14 protein-coding genes are annotated in these 14576 nt (G+C 63.5%); 7 read left to right on the top strand and 7 right to left on the bottom strand.

Annotated elements, in window-relative coordinates; all coding sequences use genetic code 11:
- The first annotated feature begins 2 nt into the window (after positions 1 to 2).
- Together AC1DXM_RS05090 and AC1DXM_RS05085 are read left to right on the top strand one after the other, a co-directional pair.
- Complete coding sequence (locus tag AC1DXM_RS05090; protein WP_477232079.1) at positions 3 to 686, top strand: HAD family hydrolase; 684 nt, start codon at positions 3 to 5, stop codon at positions 684 to 686.
- Positions 683 to 2269, top strand: coding sequence for an FGGY-family carbohydrate kinase (locus AC1DXM_RS05085; protein WP_477232078.1), 1587 nt, complete (start codon positions 683 to 685; stop codon positions 2267 to 2269). The genes AC1DXM_RS05090 and AC1DXM_RS05085 overlap by 4 nt, the downstream gene beginning before the upstream one ends.
- Here the strand turns inward: AC1DXM_RS05085 and AC1DXM_RS05080 are convergent.
- The 7 genes from AC1DXM_RS05080 to AC1DXM_RS05050 form a co-directional block, all read right to left on the bottom strand.
- Positions 2262 to 3362: an ABC transporter ATP-binding protein gene (locus AC1DXM_RS05080; protein WP_477232077.1), complete on the bottom strand. Its 1101-nt coding sequence runs from the start codon at positions 3360 to 3362 to the stop codon at positions 2262 to 2264. The genes AC1DXM_RS05085 and AC1DXM_RS05080 overlap by 8 nt on opposite strands.
- 2 nt (positions 3363 to 3364) lie before the next feature.
- Positions 3365 to 4411: an NAD(P)-dependent alcohol dehydrogenase gene (locus tag AC1DXM_RS05075; protein WP_477232076.1), complete on the bottom strand. Its 1047-nt coding sequence runs from the start codon at positions 4409 to 4411 to the stop codon at positions 3365 to 3367.
- 15 nt (positions 4412 to 4426) lie between these two features.
- On the bottom strand, positions 4427 to 5239 hold the full coding sequence (locus AC1DXM_RS05070) for a carbohydrate ABC transporter permease (protein WP_477232075.1): 813 nt from the start codon (positions 5237 to 5239) through the stop codon (positions 4427 to 4429).
- Positions 5236 to 6102: a carbohydrate ABC transporter permease gene (locus AC1DXM_RS05065; RefSeq protein ID WP_477232074.1), complete on the bottom strand. Its 867-nt coding sequence runs from the start codon at positions 6100 to 6102 to the stop codon at positions 5236 to 5238. The genes AC1DXM_RS05070 and AC1DXM_RS05065 overlap by 4 nt, the downstream gene beginning before the upstream one ends.
- A gap of 104 nt (positions 6103 to 6206) precedes the next feature.
- The gene (locus AC1DXM_RS05060) at positions 6207 to 7478 is read right to left on the bottom strand and encodes an ABC transporter substrate-binding protein (RefSeq protein ID WP_477232073.1); all 1272 of its coding nucleotides are present in this window, start codon (positions 7476 to 7478) and stop codon (positions 6207 to 6209) included.
- A 229-nt stretch (positions 7479 to 7707) separates the two neighbouring features.
- Positions 7708 to 8625 carry an AraC family transcriptional regulator gene (locus AC1DXM_RS05055; protein ID WP_477232072.1) on the bottom strand — a complete coding sequence of 306 codons (918 nt, stop codon included), beginning with the start codon at positions 8623 to 8625 and terminating at the stop codon, positions 7708 to 7710.
- Positions 8626 to 8818: 193 nt separating this feature from the next.
- Positions 8819 to 9622, bottom strand: coding sequence for a helix-turn-helix transcriptional regulator (locus AC1DXM_RS05050; RefSeq protein ID WP_477232462.1), 804 nt, complete (start codon positions 9620 to 9622; stop codon positions 8819 to 8821).
- A 120-nt stretch (positions 9623 to 9742) separates the two neighbouring features.
- Between AC1DXM_RS05050 and AC1DXM_RS05045 the strand changes: the two genes are divergently transcribed.
- The 5 genes from AC1DXM_RS05045 (at position 9743) to AC1DXM_RS05025 (ending at position 14533) form a co-directional block, all read left to right on the top strand.
- Positions 9743 to 10879, top strand: a complete 1137-nt coding sequence (locus AC1DXM_RS05045; protein ID WP_477232071.1) for an ABC transporter ATP-binding protein — start codon at positions 9743 to 9745, stop codon at positions 10877 to 10879.
- Positions 10860 to 12023, top strand: a complete 1164-nt coding sequence (locus tag AC1DXM_RS05040) for an ABC transporter substrate-binding protein (protein ID WP_477232070.1) — start codon at positions 10860 to 10862, stop codon at positions 12021 to 12023. The genes AC1DXM_RS05045 and AC1DXM_RS05040 overlap by 20 nt, the downstream gene beginning before the upstream one ends.
- A 62-nt stretch (positions 12024 to 12085) precedes the next feature.
- On the top strand, positions 12086 to 12949 hold the full coding sequence (locus AC1DXM_RS05035) for an ABC transporter permease (RefSeq protein WP_477232461.1): 864 nt from the start codon (positions 12086 to 12088) through the stop codon (positions 12947 to 12949).
- Entirely contained in the window at positions 12949 to 13761 is an 813-nt protein-coding gene (locus AC1DXM_RS05030; RefSeq protein WP_477232069.1) for an ABC transporter permease, read from the top strand. Before AC1DXM_RS05035 ends, AC1DXM_RS05030 begins: the two co-directional genes overlap by 1 nt.
- Before the next feature lie 10 nt (positions 13762 to 13771).
- Positions 13772 to 14533: an SDR family NAD(P)-dependent oxidoreductase gene (locus tag AC1DXM_RS05025; protein ID WP_477232068.1), complete on the top strand. Its 762-nt coding sequence runs from the start codon at positions 13772 to 13774 to the stop codon at positions 14531 to 14533.
- The last annotated feature ends 43 nt before the right edge of the window (positions 14534 to 14576 follow it).

Genomic DNA, 14576 nt, shown 5'->3' with positions numbered 1-14576 from the left:
CAATGACGCCCGAACTGGTCATCTTCGACTGTGACGGCGTGCTGGTCGACAGCGAGGCGCTGTCCGTCTCGGCTTTGCTCGGAATGATCTCTGCTGCCGGCGGCTCGATCAGCGAGGATACGGCCTACGAGCATTTCCTAGGCAAGAGCATGAAGAGCGTGCGCGAAATCCTCGGCCGTGACTTCCGCGTAGACATCACCGACAGCCATTTGACCGACATGCGTGTCGAACTGATGCGCAAATTCCGCGAGGAGCTGAAACCGATACCCGGCGTCAGTGACATCCTGCCGAGGCTCGGCGCACCCTGCTGCGTCGCCTCCTCGGGCACGCTCGACCGCATCCGCTATGCGCTCGACGTCACCGGTCTGCTTGGCCTGCTCGAGCCGCATCTGTTCAGCGCCGCCATGGTCGCGCGCGGCAAGCCGGCGCCGGATCTTTTTCTCCACGCCGCCGCCTCGATGCGGGCCCATCCGAGCAGCTGCCTTGTCGTCGAGGACAGCCCGGCCGGCATCGCCGCGGCTCGGGCTGCCGGCATGCGCGTCTTTGCCTTCACCGGCGGCTCGCACGCCGGCAACCCGGCCTTGAAAGCGCGGCTTGCGTCGAGTGAACCGGACTTTATATTCGCTGACATGCTGCAATTGCCCGATCTGATTGCAGGCCTGGGAGCGAGAGTAAAAGCATCTTGACGAAAAGCTTCGTTTGCGCGGTCGATGTCGGCACCGGGAGCGCCCGCGCGGGCATTCTCGACACGTCAGGCACCTTGCTCGGCCGCGCCGAGCATCCGATCGTCATGAACCAGCCGAAGGTCGATCACGCCGAGCACAATTCGCAGGATATCTGGTCGGCAGTGTGCATCGCGGTGCGCGCCGCGCGCGAAAAAGCAGGCGTGTCAGCTGAAGACATTGTCGGCATGTCGTTCGACGCCACCTGCTCGCTGGTGGTGCTGAACAGGGATGGCGGCCAGCTCAGTGTGTCGGTGACGGGCGAGCGGCGCTGGGACACCATCGTCTGGCTCGACCACCGCGCCATCGCCGAAGCCGACGAATGCACGGCAAGCGGCCACGCCGTGCTCGACTATATCGGCGGCGTCATGTCACCCGAGATGGCGACGCCGAAGCTGATGTGGCTGAAGCGCAATCTGCCCGGCACATGGCATGAAGCCGGCTATCTATTTGATCTCACCGATTTCCTGACCTGGAAGGCGACCGGTTCGCTGGCGCGTTCGCAATGCACGCTGACCGCCAAATGGACCTATCTCGCGCACGAAGAAACCGGCTGGCGTCGCGACTTCTTCGAGACTGTCGGGCTAAGCGATCTGTTTGAGCACGGCAACCTGCCGGAGAAGGCGAGTGCGGTTGGCGCCGATATAGGCATGCTCTCGGCTGACGCCGCGGCGGAGCTTGGTCTGACCGAGAACTGCCGGGTCGGCGCCGGCGTCATCGACGCCTATGCCGGCGCGCTTGGCGTGCTCGGTGGCTTTGCCGGCGATCAACAGAATATCGGTCGCCATCTGGCGCTGATCGCCGGCACATCGAGCTGCGTCATGGCGATGTCGCCCGACCCGCAGCCCTTTGCCGGCGTCTGGGGCCCGTACTATGGCGCCGCATTGCCGAAGCTGTGGCTGTCGGAAGGCGGCCAGTCGGCCACCGGCGCGCTGCTCGATCATATCATCCGCTGGCACGGCGCCGGCGGTGAGCCGGACGCCGCCATGCATGCCAAGATCGCCAGGCGCGTCGCCGAACTGCGCGCCGCCGAGGGCGACAAGCTGGCCGCCAGGCTGCATGTGCTGCCGGATTTCCACGGCAACCGCTCGCCGCTTGCCGATCCGCATGCCGTCGGCGTCGTCAGCGGGCTGACGCTGGATTCCTCCTTCGACAGCCTGTGCAAGCTCTATTGGCGCACCGCCGTCGGCATCGCGCTCGGCGTGCGCCACGTGCTGGAGGCGCTGAACGAGAATGGCTATCTCATCGACACGCTGCATGTCACCGGCGGTCACACCAAGAACCCGTTGCTGATGGAGCTCTATGCCGACGCTACCGGCTGCGCTGTGATCGAACCGCTGGCCGACGAAGCGGTGCTCCTCGGCACCGGCATGGTCGCTGCCACCGCCGCCGCACTGTTTCCGGACCTGAACGCCGCCTGCGTCGCCATGCAGCAAGGCGGCAGGACGCGCGCCTCGAACCCGGCCGCTTCAGGCCGCTTCGACCGCGACTACAAGATCTTTCTCGAAATGCACCGCCAGCGGCAGGCGCTCGACGCCATCAGCTAGGCTTCTGCGCTCTGCGCAAGGATACACCGGACGTCGCGTCGAACAGGTGGACGCTCTCCTCCTCGAATGTATAACGCACAGGCGTGCGCAACACCGGGCATTCGCGGGCCGGCACCAGCGCGCTGACCTCCTTGCCGCCACAGGCGAACGTCACCAGCGCGTCATTGCCATGGAACTCAATGAGATCGGCAGTGCCTTGCAGGAGGTTGGTGCTGTCCCCGGCGTCGGCGGTCTTCAGGTCCGGAGGCCGGACCCCAAGCACCGCGCGATGGACGCCTCGCAGGTCGAAGCCGGAGCCTTCGATGGAAAAGGTCGTGCCGGCGCCGGTCAGCGCCCAGCGGTCGTCCTTCCGACCGACCGCCACGTCGATGAAATTCATGTTCGGCGTGCCGATGAAGCCGGCGACGAACAGATTGCCCGGCTGCCTGTAAATCTCGGCCGGTGAGCCGATCTGCTCGATGACGCCGTCCTTGAGCAAAACGATGCGGTCCGCCAGCGTCATCGCTTCGAGCTGGTCGTGGGTGACGTAGACGGTGGTGGTCTTCAGCGACTGATGCAGCCGGGCGATCTCGACCCGCATATGGTTGCGCAGTTTGGCGTCGAGATTGGACAGCGGCTCGTCGAACAGGAACACCTTTGGCGTCTTGATCATGGCGCGCGCAATCGCCACGCGCTGCTGCTGGCCGCCGGAAAGCTCCGTCGGCTTGCGGGCGAGGTAGGGCTCGAGGCCCAGCGTCTTTGCCACCGCCTCGACCCGCTTCTGGATCTCGGCGGCGGGCACCTTCTGCCGCTTGAGGCCGAAGGCGATGTTGTCGAAGATCGTCATATGCGGGTAGAGCGCATAGTTCTGGAACACCATGGCGATGCCGCGATCGCCGGGTTCGAGATCGTTGACCACTCTGCCGCCGATCGACACCTCGCCGCCGCTGATATCCTCCAGCCCGGCCAGCATCCTCAACAAGGTCGACTTGCCGCAGCCGGAAGGCCCGAGGAAGACGACGAATTCATGCTCCTCGATCGAGAGATTGAGATCGCGGATGACGGTGGTGGCGCCGTAGGCCTTGTCGACATGGGAACAAACGATCGCGGACATGATCAGCCCTTCTCGCCGGTGAGCAGGATTTGCAGCTTGACGTCTTGCGGGTTGCCTTGCGCCGCCCGCTCGAAGGCCTTGATGCTGTCGGCAAAGGCATAGGTGCCGGTGATCAGCGGCTTGAGGTCGACCTTGCCAGAAGCGATCAGCTGCAGCGCGCGGTCGAAGATGTTGGCGTAGCGGAACACCGTCTCGATGCGCACTTCCTTGGAGATCGCTGCCGGAACGTTCAGGCTGACCGGCTCGACCGGCAACCCGACCAGCACCACCGCGCCGCCGGGCCGCACGACATCGAACAGGTTGGCAAAGGCCTTCGGGCTGCCGCTAGCCTCGAAGACGATGTCCGCGCCCCAATTGTCGGTCGCAGCCGCTACGGCATCGGCCAGCGATTGCTCGCCGACATTGACCGGCACGATGCCGGCGTATTGCGCAGCAATCTCGAGCTTGGGCGCCGAGAAATCGGAGATCAGCACTTTCGAGCAGCCACCGGCGAGTGCAGCCAGCGCGATCATGATGCCGATCGGGCCGCAGCCGACGACGACGGCGACATCGCCCGGCACGATGCGGGCGCGGCTTGCCGCCTGCATGCCGATGGCAAAAGGCTCGACCATCGCCCCTTCGGCAAAGGAGACATTGTCGGGCAGTCTGTAGGTGAAGGCGGCCGGATGCACCGCTTGAGGAGCAAGCACACCATGCACCGGCGGCGTTGCCCAGAAGCTGACGTCGGGATCGACATTGTAGATGCCGAGCCTTGTCGCGCGCGACGACAGGTTTGGTACGCCGGGCTCCATGCAGACGCGGTCGCCGACCTTGAACGTCTCCACATTGGCACCCACCTCGACGATCGTTCCGGAGGCTTCATGGCCGAGCACCATAGGGGCTCGCACGACATAGCTGCCAATGGCGCCATGCGTATAATAGTGCACGTCGCTGCCGCAGACGCCGACCGTGTGGATGGCGATTTTGACATCGTCCGGTCCGACGTCGAGCGGCAGCGCGATCTCGCGCAGCGACAGTTCGCCTTTTTTCTCAAGCACCAGTGCCCGCATCGGTCAGTCCTCGCATCAAGTCTTTTTTTGCCGGAAAACAGAATTCAGGAAGCCGCTGAGCACGCCGAGGAACAGCAGCGGCGGCAGCGACAGCAGCACGACCGAGGCATTGAGGATGCCCCACGGCACATTCATGCCTTGCTGCGACAGTTCGGAAGCGACGATCGGCAAGGTTTTGGCGTTGGAACTGGACAGCATCAGAGCGATCAGGAATTCGTTCCAGACCAGCACGAAGCTGAAGGCGACGGCGCCGATCAACGAGCGCGCCGCAACCGGCAGCGCGATCCGCCAGAACACCGAATAGGCGCCGTAGCCGTCGACGAAGGCGGCTTCCTCGATTTCCTTCGGCACCGCCTGGAAAGCGGGAATGGCAAGCCACATGATCACCGAGATGGTGAGCAGCGAATAGGTGACGATCAGCGCCGGCAAAGTGTCGTAGAGCCCGATCTGCAGCCAGATCACCATCAGCGGAATGGCGACAGCGACCGGCGGCAGGAAGCGCAGCGACAGCACGAAGAACTGGATATCGCCCGCCCAGCGGTTGGGATAGCGCGCCACCGCATAGGCCGCCGGCAGGCCGAGAACGACACCGATCAGCACCGCGCAGCCGCAGGCGATGACCGAATTGTAGAGCCCGGTCATGACGCTGTCGCGGCCGATGATGTAGCTGATGTTGTCAAACGTCGGCGTAAACACCAGGCGCGGCACGCGGGTGATGATATCGACATTGTTCTTCAGCGAATTGAGCGCGGTCCAGGCGAGCGGAAACACCGCCATGAAGCCGGCAAATGCCAGGATGGCTTTGGCGATCAAATGGCCGGGTCTCATGCCTGCACCCGCTTCCACAGCATGGTGAAGGTGATGACGGTTGCGATCATCATCAGCACCGCCATGGCCGAGGCGTAGGACACCTTGCCGGACTCGATGAAGCCTTGCGAGAAGGCGTACATGTCGAGCGTCTCGGTCGCCACGCCCGGCCCGCCGCGCGTCATCACATAGATCAGGTCGAAGGAACGCAACGACTCGATCATCTTGACGAACATCAGGCTGATCAGCGGCGCTTTCAGCATCGGCAAGGTCACATAGGCATGGATCTGCCAGCGTTTGGCATGGTCGAGCCGCGCCGCCTCGATCGGCTGCGGCGGCAAGGTCTCCAAAAGCTTCAGCACGATGACGGCGAAGAACAGTCCCCACTGCCAGACATCGACCGAGGCGACCGCAAACAAAGCCGTCGATGGCTTGGACAGCGGATCGAAGATCAGCCCGCCGGTGATCAGCCGGTAGGGGTAGGTGGCGATGCCGTAGAGCGGATGATAGGCGAACTTCCACACGAAGGCCGCCGAGACGCGCGGCAACAGCACCGGGATGATGAACAGCAGGCAGTAGAAATTGCGCAGCCGTGGCGACGCCGCTTCGAACATCAGCACGCCGAGCCCGATCGCCACCACCATCGTCGCCACGACGGTGACGATTTCCCATTTCACCGACACCCAGACCGCGTTGAGGAAACGCCGGTCGAGGAACAGATCGATGAAGTTCGACAGCCAGACCCAGGAATAGTCCGACGAGCTCAGTTCGCGGTTCTGCAGCGCGATGACGATGGCGTAGAGCGTCGGCACCATCGACAGCACCAGGAGAATGGCGAGCGTCGGAACGAGAAACGTCACGGGCAGGGAAGAACGTCGGCGCATTGCCTATCCTCGGGCTATGCCTTTCGGGAGTGGCGGGAGACCCGCGGCGCACAGGTCCCGGCATCCAATCGAATGCCGTGGACCGCGCACCGCGGGCGGGAGGATTACTTCTTTTTCACCAGCTCGTTGGCGTAGGCTTCGAGCTCGTCGAGGCCGCCCTTGACGTCGGTGCGCGTGCCGGTGACCAGCTCTTCCAGGATGATGCCCCAGCGGTCGCCGAGATCCGGCCAGCGCGGATCCTGCCAGAAGTTGACCGCCGTCACCTTGCCGGTTTCGGCGAGCGCCTGGCCGAGATCGGCGCCATAGATGTCGGCGAATTCCTTGCTGGAAAGCACGCTGGTGCGGTTGAGCTCGCCGAACTGATGCGCGTCGAGCCGGCGCTTCTCGTTCTCCTTCGACGTCGCCCAGGCGATGAACAGGCCGGCGCATTTCTTCGAGGTGTCATCGGCATTGGCCTTGGCAGCAATGGCAAGACCATGGCCATAACCGCCGCCGGTGAGCGGCGAAGGCGGCGGCAGGAAGCCGATCTTGCCAACCACTTGCGACGTCTTCGGGTCGACCGCCATGCCCGACAGCGGTGTGGATTCGACGAGGATGGCAACCTGGCCCGACAGGAAGGCGCCCGTCGATTCATCCCAGCTGCCGGTCTGCGTGCCGGGCGCCGAATCCTTGAACAGCTTCAGGTATGTCTCGGTCGCCTTGACGGCAGCCCCGGAATTGAAAGCCGGCTTGTCGCCATCGAACCACTTGCCGCCATAGGCCTTGAAGAACGGCATCCAGCGCCAGACATTGGCGCCCGAGCCACGCGCGCCGCGCAACGCAATGCCGTACATGCCCTTGTCCGGGTCGGTCAGCTTCGGGACGTCGGCGATCAATTCGTCCAGCGTCTTCGGCGGCTGGATGCCGGCGGCCTCCAGAATGTCCTTGCGGTAGACCATCAGGTCGCCGCCGCCGGTCAGCGGCGCGAACCAGACCTTGCCGTCATAGGTGGCGACCTTCTGCCGGCCCGGATCGAAATCGGCATAGTCGTAATCAGCCGGATAATAGTCGGCCAGCGGCACGATCCATTTCGACGAGGCGAACAAAGCGACATTGGCCTCGTCAACATAGTAGACGTTGTAGTTGCCGACGGTGGACGCATCCGCGCGCGACTTTGCCCGGCGGTCGTTCTCGTTGAGATAATCGATCTGGAAGCTGGCGCCGGCGAGTTTCTGGAACTCGTCCTTGGACTCTTCCAGCAGCGTCAGGCCGTCGCGCGGCTGCGCCAGCACCTTGACCGGCGCCGAGCAGACCGGCGCCGCCAGCGCCATGGTCGAGAGGGTCGTGGTAAGCATGAAAGCTGCGCTTATGCTCGCAGCGAGCCGAATTGGTTTCATTGATTTTCTCCTCCAGGAACAGTCGCAGGAAGCGGAAGTCCTCGGATTGCGCGATCCTCGCCATCGCCCGAGCGACAAGCCACCCATCGCCAAAATGAGGAGTTGCTAAAGGCCGCGCTAGAAGCCCCGTTGCAGCAGACCTGTACTTTTATGCATTGTGCGCTGCAAAACCGGCTCCATGGAGACGGTGTCCGTCAGGTGAGTACCGATGGGCCGGGAAAGGCGGTTTTCAGGCACGCATCGTCAGCCGCTGCCGCGACAGCTTGCGATAGGATGACGGCGTCATCTTGTGCTTGCGCAGAAAGGCGCGGTTGAAGTTGGAGATGTTCATATAGCCGACCTGGAAGCAGATGTCGGTGATCGGAATATCGGTGTCGGCCAGGAGCTTGCAGGCCTGCCAGAGCCGGAGCTTGGCGATGTGGTCACTGAAGGAATTGCCGGTGTTCTTCTGGAAGAAGCGCGAAAACGTGCTTTCGCTCATGCCGGCCAGTTCCGCCACCTCCGGCAGCTTCAGGTCCTCGGCGAAATGCTGGAACAGATAGGTCAGCGTGCGCTGGATGATATCAAGCGAGGTTGCATCGAGGGCGGGTGAGAAATCCGGCGACGACAAAAGCTCGTATTCGTCGGTCCTGGCCAGCAGGTCGACCAGCTCGAGGAACAGGCAGAGCCGGGCGAGCCCGTGCACCGTGCCCATCCGCTCCATCAGCGCGGCACCTTCGAGCGCGGTTTGGCCGTGGAAGACGATGCCGCGCAGCGACCGCTCCAGGAACGGCTCCAGCTCGCGCAGCTCCGGCAACAACCCAGCCGATCCGCGCAGCCGCTGCGGGTCGAATTGCAGCACGATGTCGCGGCCTTCGATCAGCTCGCCCGGCTGCACCGCCGTTACCCAGTCATGCGGCAGCCCGCCGCCGACGATGGTCAGGTAGCCCGGTCCGAACTCGCCGATATGGTCGCCGACCAGCACGACACCGGAAGACTTCCTCAGCAGATGGATTTCGTATTCCGGATGGAAATTCCAGACATTGCGCTCCCAGGGATAGTCGTCCACGCGCCACAGAAAACTGTCGCTCGCTTCGGTGACGATGTGCTCGAAGGCAGGCACCGTGCGCGGGATCGCGGCCGTGTTCTTTCTGCGCCTGAATGCCATCGTCCGCTCTCCGGGCGAAATCCGGATGCGATCCGGTCTCGGACAGTTCCTAGAGCAATTCCAGGAAAAGTGTGAGCGGTTTTCCGACGGGAATTGCGTAAAAACAAAGAGATAGAGCGGTTACGCCGTTTCCCTGAAACGGTGAAACGCTCTAGTCTGTCAGTGGCAAGTGAACGATGTCTGTCATTGGAATTCAACGCCGGCTCTCGATGATCTCGATGAAACGAGCGAACAGTCCGGCCTGTGATTTGATGCCGAGCTTGCGATGGATGTTGCGGCGGTGAACCTTCACGGTTCCCGGCACGATGCGCATGGCTCTCGCGATCGATTCGGTGGAATGCCCTTGCAGCACCAGGTCGACGACATGCTTTTCGCGCGGCGTCAGCGACAGGCTCTCCCAGATGTGGGCGCGGTCGAATTCGTTGGCCGCTGCGATCGTCTCGTCCTGTTTCGCCTCGACCGGTTCGTCGATGGGAAGGTGCGGCCAGCGCAGCCTGGCGAAGTTGACGACCGCGGGCGCCATGTCGCGCAGCAGCCTTGCATCCGCGGTGCCGAAAGGCCCGGAAGCGCGCAATCGCATCAGCGACAGCACCAGCGCGTCCTTTCCCGGCAGTGGCACGAAGAAGCCGACCTCCTCGGCCAGTTTCGTCTGGCTGTAGTAGGAGCGAAAATATTCGCTGGCGTAGAAGCGGTCCGGCGCCAGTTCGCGCATGCGCCAGAACCCTTCCTTGCGCTCGACAGCGGCGTGGTGGAACGGGTCAAGCAGATAGGGCCCTTCCTGATAGAGCGTGACGAAGACATGGCTTTCGGCCGGCGAGAAGGTTTCGAACAGCAGTGGCGGTCGCGCCGCACCGCGATACCCGAAGATCACGCAGTGGTCGAAGCTGACATGCTGCCTCAGCCAGCCGACCATTGCCTGGCCGAACAGGTCGCCGCTGGTCTCTCGCGTTGCCGCGACAAGCGCAGCGAGCTGGGCGTATTCGTCGCTGCGGGACACACTCAACCTATACCCCCTTAAACGAGAAAATAGATTAGATATACCACCTGAGAGGTATATACTAGCCGCCATTGGCTCTGGTAGCGTCGTGAAATAGCCCTGTTGCTGGAGGCCAGCACTTTGACCGCAGTGCCCGACATCGAGTTTCGCGGCGTCACCAAGCGCTATGGCGCGGTGACCGCGGTCACCGGCATCGATCTCGCCATTCCGCCCTCCGCCTTTGTCGCCCTGCTCGGCCCGTCCGGCTGCGGCAAGACCACATGCCTGCGCATGATCGGCGGCTTCGAGCAGCCGAGCGAAGGCCAGGTGCTCATCCGCGGCCAGGACATGGCCGGTACGCCGCCCTATCGCCGGCCGGTCAACATGGTGTTCCAGCAATACGCGCTGTTTCCGCATCTCGATGTGGAAGCCAATGTATCCTACGGGCTGCGCCAGGCACGGCCGCGCCTGTCGTCACAGGAGATCGGCCGGCGCGCCGGCGAGGCCCTCGAAATGGTGCGGCTCGCCGGCTATGGCGGCCGCAAGATCCACGAACTCTCCGGCGGCCAGCAGCAGCGCGTGGCGCTGGCGCGCGCGCTGGTCAACAAGCCGGCGGTGCTGCTGCTCGACGAACCGCTGGCGGCGCTCGACAAGAAACTGCGCACCGACATGCAGATCGAGCTGCAAAACCTGCAGCGCGAGATCGGCATCACCTTCGTGCTGGTCACCCACGACCAGGAGGAAGCGCTGTCGATGAGCGATTTCGTCTGCGTCATGAATGGCGGCCGTATCGTCCAGCTGGGGCAGCCGAGCGAGATCTATGACGAGCCGGCCGACCTGTTCGTCGCCGATTTCGTCGGCAAGACCAATCTGCTGAGCGGCAAGGTCGCCGGGCATACAGGCGATCTGGTGAACGTGGCGCTCGCCGACGGCACCGTCATTGCCGCGCGCAAGCGCACGGCCTTGCAGCAGGGCGAGACCGTGTCGGTCAGCCTGCGTCCTGAATCGCTCAGCCTCGGCGCCACGGAAGGCGGCCCCTTCAAGGGCATCGTGCGCAACCGGATTTTTTTGGGCTCGACCGCGGAATACGCCATCGAGGTTCAGGGCATCGGAACGCTGCTGGCCAAGGCCGACCATGTGATCGGCCATGGCAATCTCTTCAAGCCGGGTGAACCCGTCGCCATCGGCTTTGCCTCCGGGACGCCGCTGGCGTTTCCGGAGATCAAGAATAACGGGACCAACCAGAGGGTAGCAAAAAATGTCGAAATCATATCGTGACGGACTGCCGATAAGCCCTGAGAAATTCGTCGACCAACTGATGCGTTTGAAGCGCGGCTCGATCAGCCGCCGCGACTTCCTCGGCCTCACCGGCCTGGGCATCGCAACCGCGGTGATGGCGCGCGAGATCGGCATCATGCCGACGCCGGCCTTTGCCGCCGAAAACCTTGGCGACCGCATGTCGATCGCCACCTGGCCGAACTATCACGACCCACAGACCTTCGAAAACTTCAAGAAGGACACCGGCGTCGCCGTCGAGGTCAACGTCTTCGGCTCCAATGAGGAGATGCTGGCCAAGCTGCAGGCCGGCGCTTCGGGCTGGAGCCTGTTCGTGCCGACCAATTACACCATCTCGACCTACAAGAAACTCGGCATCATCGATCCGCTCGACATGGCCAAGCTGCCGAATTTCGACGGCTCGCAGGAAGACCCACGCTTCACCTCGGAAGGCACGATCGACGGCACGACCTACGCGGTGCCGAAGAACTGGGGCACGACCGGCTTTGCCGTCAACACCAAGAAGCTGGCCAAGCCGATGACCAGCTGGAAGGAGTTCTGGGACACCGCCATGGCTGAGGGCGATGGCCGCACCATGGTGCACGACTATCAGCTGACCACCATCGGCAACGCGCTGAAATATTACGGCTATTCCTTCAACTCGCTGAAGCAGGACGAACTCGCCAAGGCCGAGGAACTGCTGCTCAAGGTCAAGCCGCATCTGTTCGCGGTTTCATCCGACTATCAGCCGGGCATGCGGGCGGGCGACGCCTGGATGACTATGTGCTGGACCAATGACGGCGCGCAGCTGCATCGCGACATTCCAGAGATCGCCTATGTGCTGGGCAAGGAGGGTGGCGAGATCTGGACCGACTTCTACGCCATCCCGAAGGACGCGCCGAACAAGCCGGCCGGCTATGCCTTGCTCAACTATCTGATGACCCCTGAGGTTGCGGTGAAGGAGCATCTGGCCAACGGCGCGCCCTCGATCGATGCACGCGTCAACAAGCTACTGCCCAAGGAAGTGCTGGACAATCCGATCCTCTATCCGGCGGCCGACCTGTTGACGCCGCTGGAATTCGGCGCGGCGGCAACGCTGACCGATCCCGGCCGAGCCGAACTGATGGCCCGATTCAAGTCGGCTTGAGGCCGGCCTGAATGAGACAAGCAACCGGCGGGCATATGTCCGCCGGCATCGGGGCGGTTTTCATGCACGGCAACAGATTTAGGCATAATTTTCTGACAGCGCTGCTGCTCGCTCCGGCCACGCTGTGGCTGGTGGTGTTTCTGGTGTTGCCGTTCATCGCCATTGCCGTGTTCAGCGTCGGCGAGCGGGCGCCGGAGGGCGGCTATCAGGCCGCGTTCACGCTGGCGCAATACGCCAATCTTCCGGCGCGGGCGACCGCCTTCTGGAACACGATGATGCTGGCGCCGGTGGGCGCGCTTGCCTGTCTGTTCGTCGCCTACCCGGTCGCTTACTACCTTGCCCTCAAGGCGCCGCAACGCTGGCGGCTGATCCTGCTGGCGCTCGTCGTCATTCCGTTCTGGACCAGCCTTCTGATGCGCACCTATGCCTGGATGTACATTCTGGGCGGACGCGGCATCCCGGCGCTGCTGGCGTTCGTCGGCATCGAGGATGTCAGGCTGATCAACACGCCGGGCGCCGTGCTGCTCGGTATCGTCTACGGCTATTTGCCGCTGATGATCCTGCCGATCTATGTCAGCCTGGAACGGCTCGACCGGCGATTGCTGGAAGCCTCAGCCGATCTCGGCGCGACGCCGCTCTCGACCTTTCTGGGTGTCACCCTGAAGCTATCGCTGCCGGGCGTGATGACCGGCTTCTCGCTGGTCATGATCCTGCTGCTCGGCGAATACCTCATCCCGACCCTGCTTGGCGGCGGCAAGGTGTTCTTCATCGGCAATGCGCTGGTCGACCTGTTCCTGCAGTCGCGCAACTGGCCGTTCGGCTCGGCCATCGCGATCACGCTGGTGGCGGTTTCGGTGGTGGTGCTGATAGCGGCAAACCGCATCTCTACACGGGTGTCGGGCGCCCGACGGGTGGACCTGATCTGATGCGCGCCTTCGTCACCGCTGTCTTTGCCTTCCTCTATCTGCCGATCGCGCTGGTCGTGCTGTTCTCTTTCAACGCCGGCCGTCACGCCAGCGAGTTCACCGGCTTTTCGGTGCAGTGGTACGGCACGGCGCTGTCGAACCCGTTCCTGGTCGAGGCGCTGAAGAACAGCCTGTTCATCGCCACCACCAGCGCGCTGCTGGCGGCCGTGTGCGGCACGGCTGCGGCGCTCGGCCTGGCGCGTGTTGGTGTCAGAACCCGCGCCGTCTTCGACGCGCTGATGGGTGCGGCGATCGTCGTTCCCGGCGTCGTCATCGGCATCTCCACACTGGTCGCGCTCGTCCAGCTGTTTGGCGTGCTCAACCCGTTCCTCGCCTCGATCTGGCCTGACGACCAGCCACCACGGCTGTCGCTCGGCTATGGGTCGATCATCGCCGCGCATGGCCTGTTTTCCATGGCGCTGGTGACGATGATCGTCGGCACGCGTCTCGCCAGCCTCGACCGCAATCTGGTCGAGGCCTCGAGCGATCTCTACGCGACGCCGCTGACCACCTTCCGCTCGATTGTCCTGCCGCAGATAATGCCGGCGGTGGTCGCCGGCTTCCTGCTCGCCTTCACCTTCTCCTTCGATGATTTCATTGTCGCCTTCTTCGTTGCCGGCGCGCAGACGACACTGCCGATCTACGTCTTCGCCTCGATCCGGCGCGGCGTCACCCCGGAAATCAACGCCATTGCGACGATCGTGCTCGTCGCCTCGGTCCTGCTGGTGGTGCTTGCCCAATGGCAGCTGCGCCAGCGCAAGCCGTCAAACTGAAAGCCGCACCATGATCCTCAAAGACCGCATCGCCGTGGTAACGGGCGCCGGTTCCGGCATCGGCCGCGCCGGCGCGATGATCATGGCCAGGGAAGGCGCGGTCGTGGTCATCGCCGACCGGGATCAGGCCAGAGGCGAGGCGACGGCGGCGGACATCCGCGCGGCGGGCGGGCAGGCAGAAGCGATCGCGACCGATGTCGCTGACGACACGGCTGTCGAGCAACTCATTGCTGGCACGCTCGACAAGCACGGGCGGATCGACATCCTGCACAATCATGCCGGCATCCAGGTCGGCGGGGCGCTGACCGAGGTCGAAGTCGATGGCATGGATGCGTCCTGGCGCATCAATGTACGGGCGCAGTTTCTGGCCGCCCGTCTGATCATGCCGGCGATGGTCGCGCAAGGCGGCGGCGTCATCCTCAACACGGCCTCGAATTCGGGCGTGTTCTACGACCGCGAGATGATCGCCTATGCCACGTCCAAACATGCGGTGGTGGCGATGACCAGGCAGATGTCGCTCGACTATGCCCGGCACAATGTGCGCGTCAACGCGCTCTGTCCCGGCTGGGTCGACACGCCCTTCAACGAGCCGTTCATCGCCCAAATGGGCGGGCGCGAAGCGATCGAGACCTATGTCCGCACCAAGATCCCGATGGGGCGCTGGGCCAGCGCCGAAGAGATCGCCGAAGCGATCCTGTTCCTCGTCTCCGACCGCTCATCCTTCATGACCGGCCAGGCGCTGGTCATCGACGGCGGCGAGAGCATCGGCTGATCCAAGGACAGCCGGGTGGGAGGGTCTCTGGCTCAATCGCTGC

Source organism: Mesorhizobium sp. P3_A2, assembly GCF_056403115.1.
The sequence above is the reverse complement of the archived record's forward strand: the minus strand, read 5'-3'. Positions and strand labels throughout refer to the sequence as shown.

Coding starts and splice junctions, on each gene's coding strand:
- AC1DXM_RS05090 (WP_477232079.1), top strand. CDS start 3: ATGACGCCCGAACTGGTCATCTTCGACTGTGACGGCGTGCTGGTCGAC.
- AC1DXM_RS05080 (WP_477232077.1), bottom strand. CDS start 3,362: ATGTCCGCGATCGTTTGTTCCCATGTCGACAAGGCCTACGGCGCCACC.
- AC1DXM_RS05075 (WP_477232076.1), bottom strand. CDS start 4,411: ATGCGGGCACTGGTGCTTGAGAAAAAAGGCGAACTGTCGCTGCGCGAG.
- AC1DXM_RS05070 (WP_477232075.1), bottom strand. CDS start 5,239: ATGAGACCCGGCCATTTGATCGCCAAAGCCATCCTGGCATTTGCCGGC.
- AC1DXM_RS05065 (WP_477232074.1), bottom strand. CDS start 6,102: ATGCGCCGACGTTCTTCCCTGCCCGTGACGTTTCTCGTTCCGACGCTC.
- AC1DXM_RS05060 (WP_477232073.1), bottom strand. CDS start 7,478: ATGAAACCAATTCGGCTCGCTGCGAGCATAAGCGCAGCTTTCATGCTT.
- AC1DXM_RS05055 (WP_477232072.1), bottom strand. CDS start 8,625: ATGGCATTCAGGCGCAGAAAGAACACGGCCGCGATCCCGCGCACGGTG.
- AC1DXM_RS05040 (WP_477232070.1), top strand. CDS start 10,860: ATGTCGAAATCATATCGTGACGGACTGCCGATAAGCCCTGAGAAATTC.
- AC1DXM_RS05035 (WP_477232461.1), top strand. CDS start 12,086: ATGCACGGCAACAGATTTAGGCATAATTTTCTGACAGCGCTGCTGCTC.
- AC1DXM_RS05030 (WP_477232069.1), top strand. CDS start 12,949: ATGCGCGCCTTCGTCACCGCTGTCTTTGCCTTCCTCTATCTGCCGATC.
- AC1DXM_RS05025 (WP_477232068.1), top strand. CDS start 13,772: ATGATCCTCAAAGACCGCATCGCCGTGGTAACGGGCGCCGGTTCCGGC.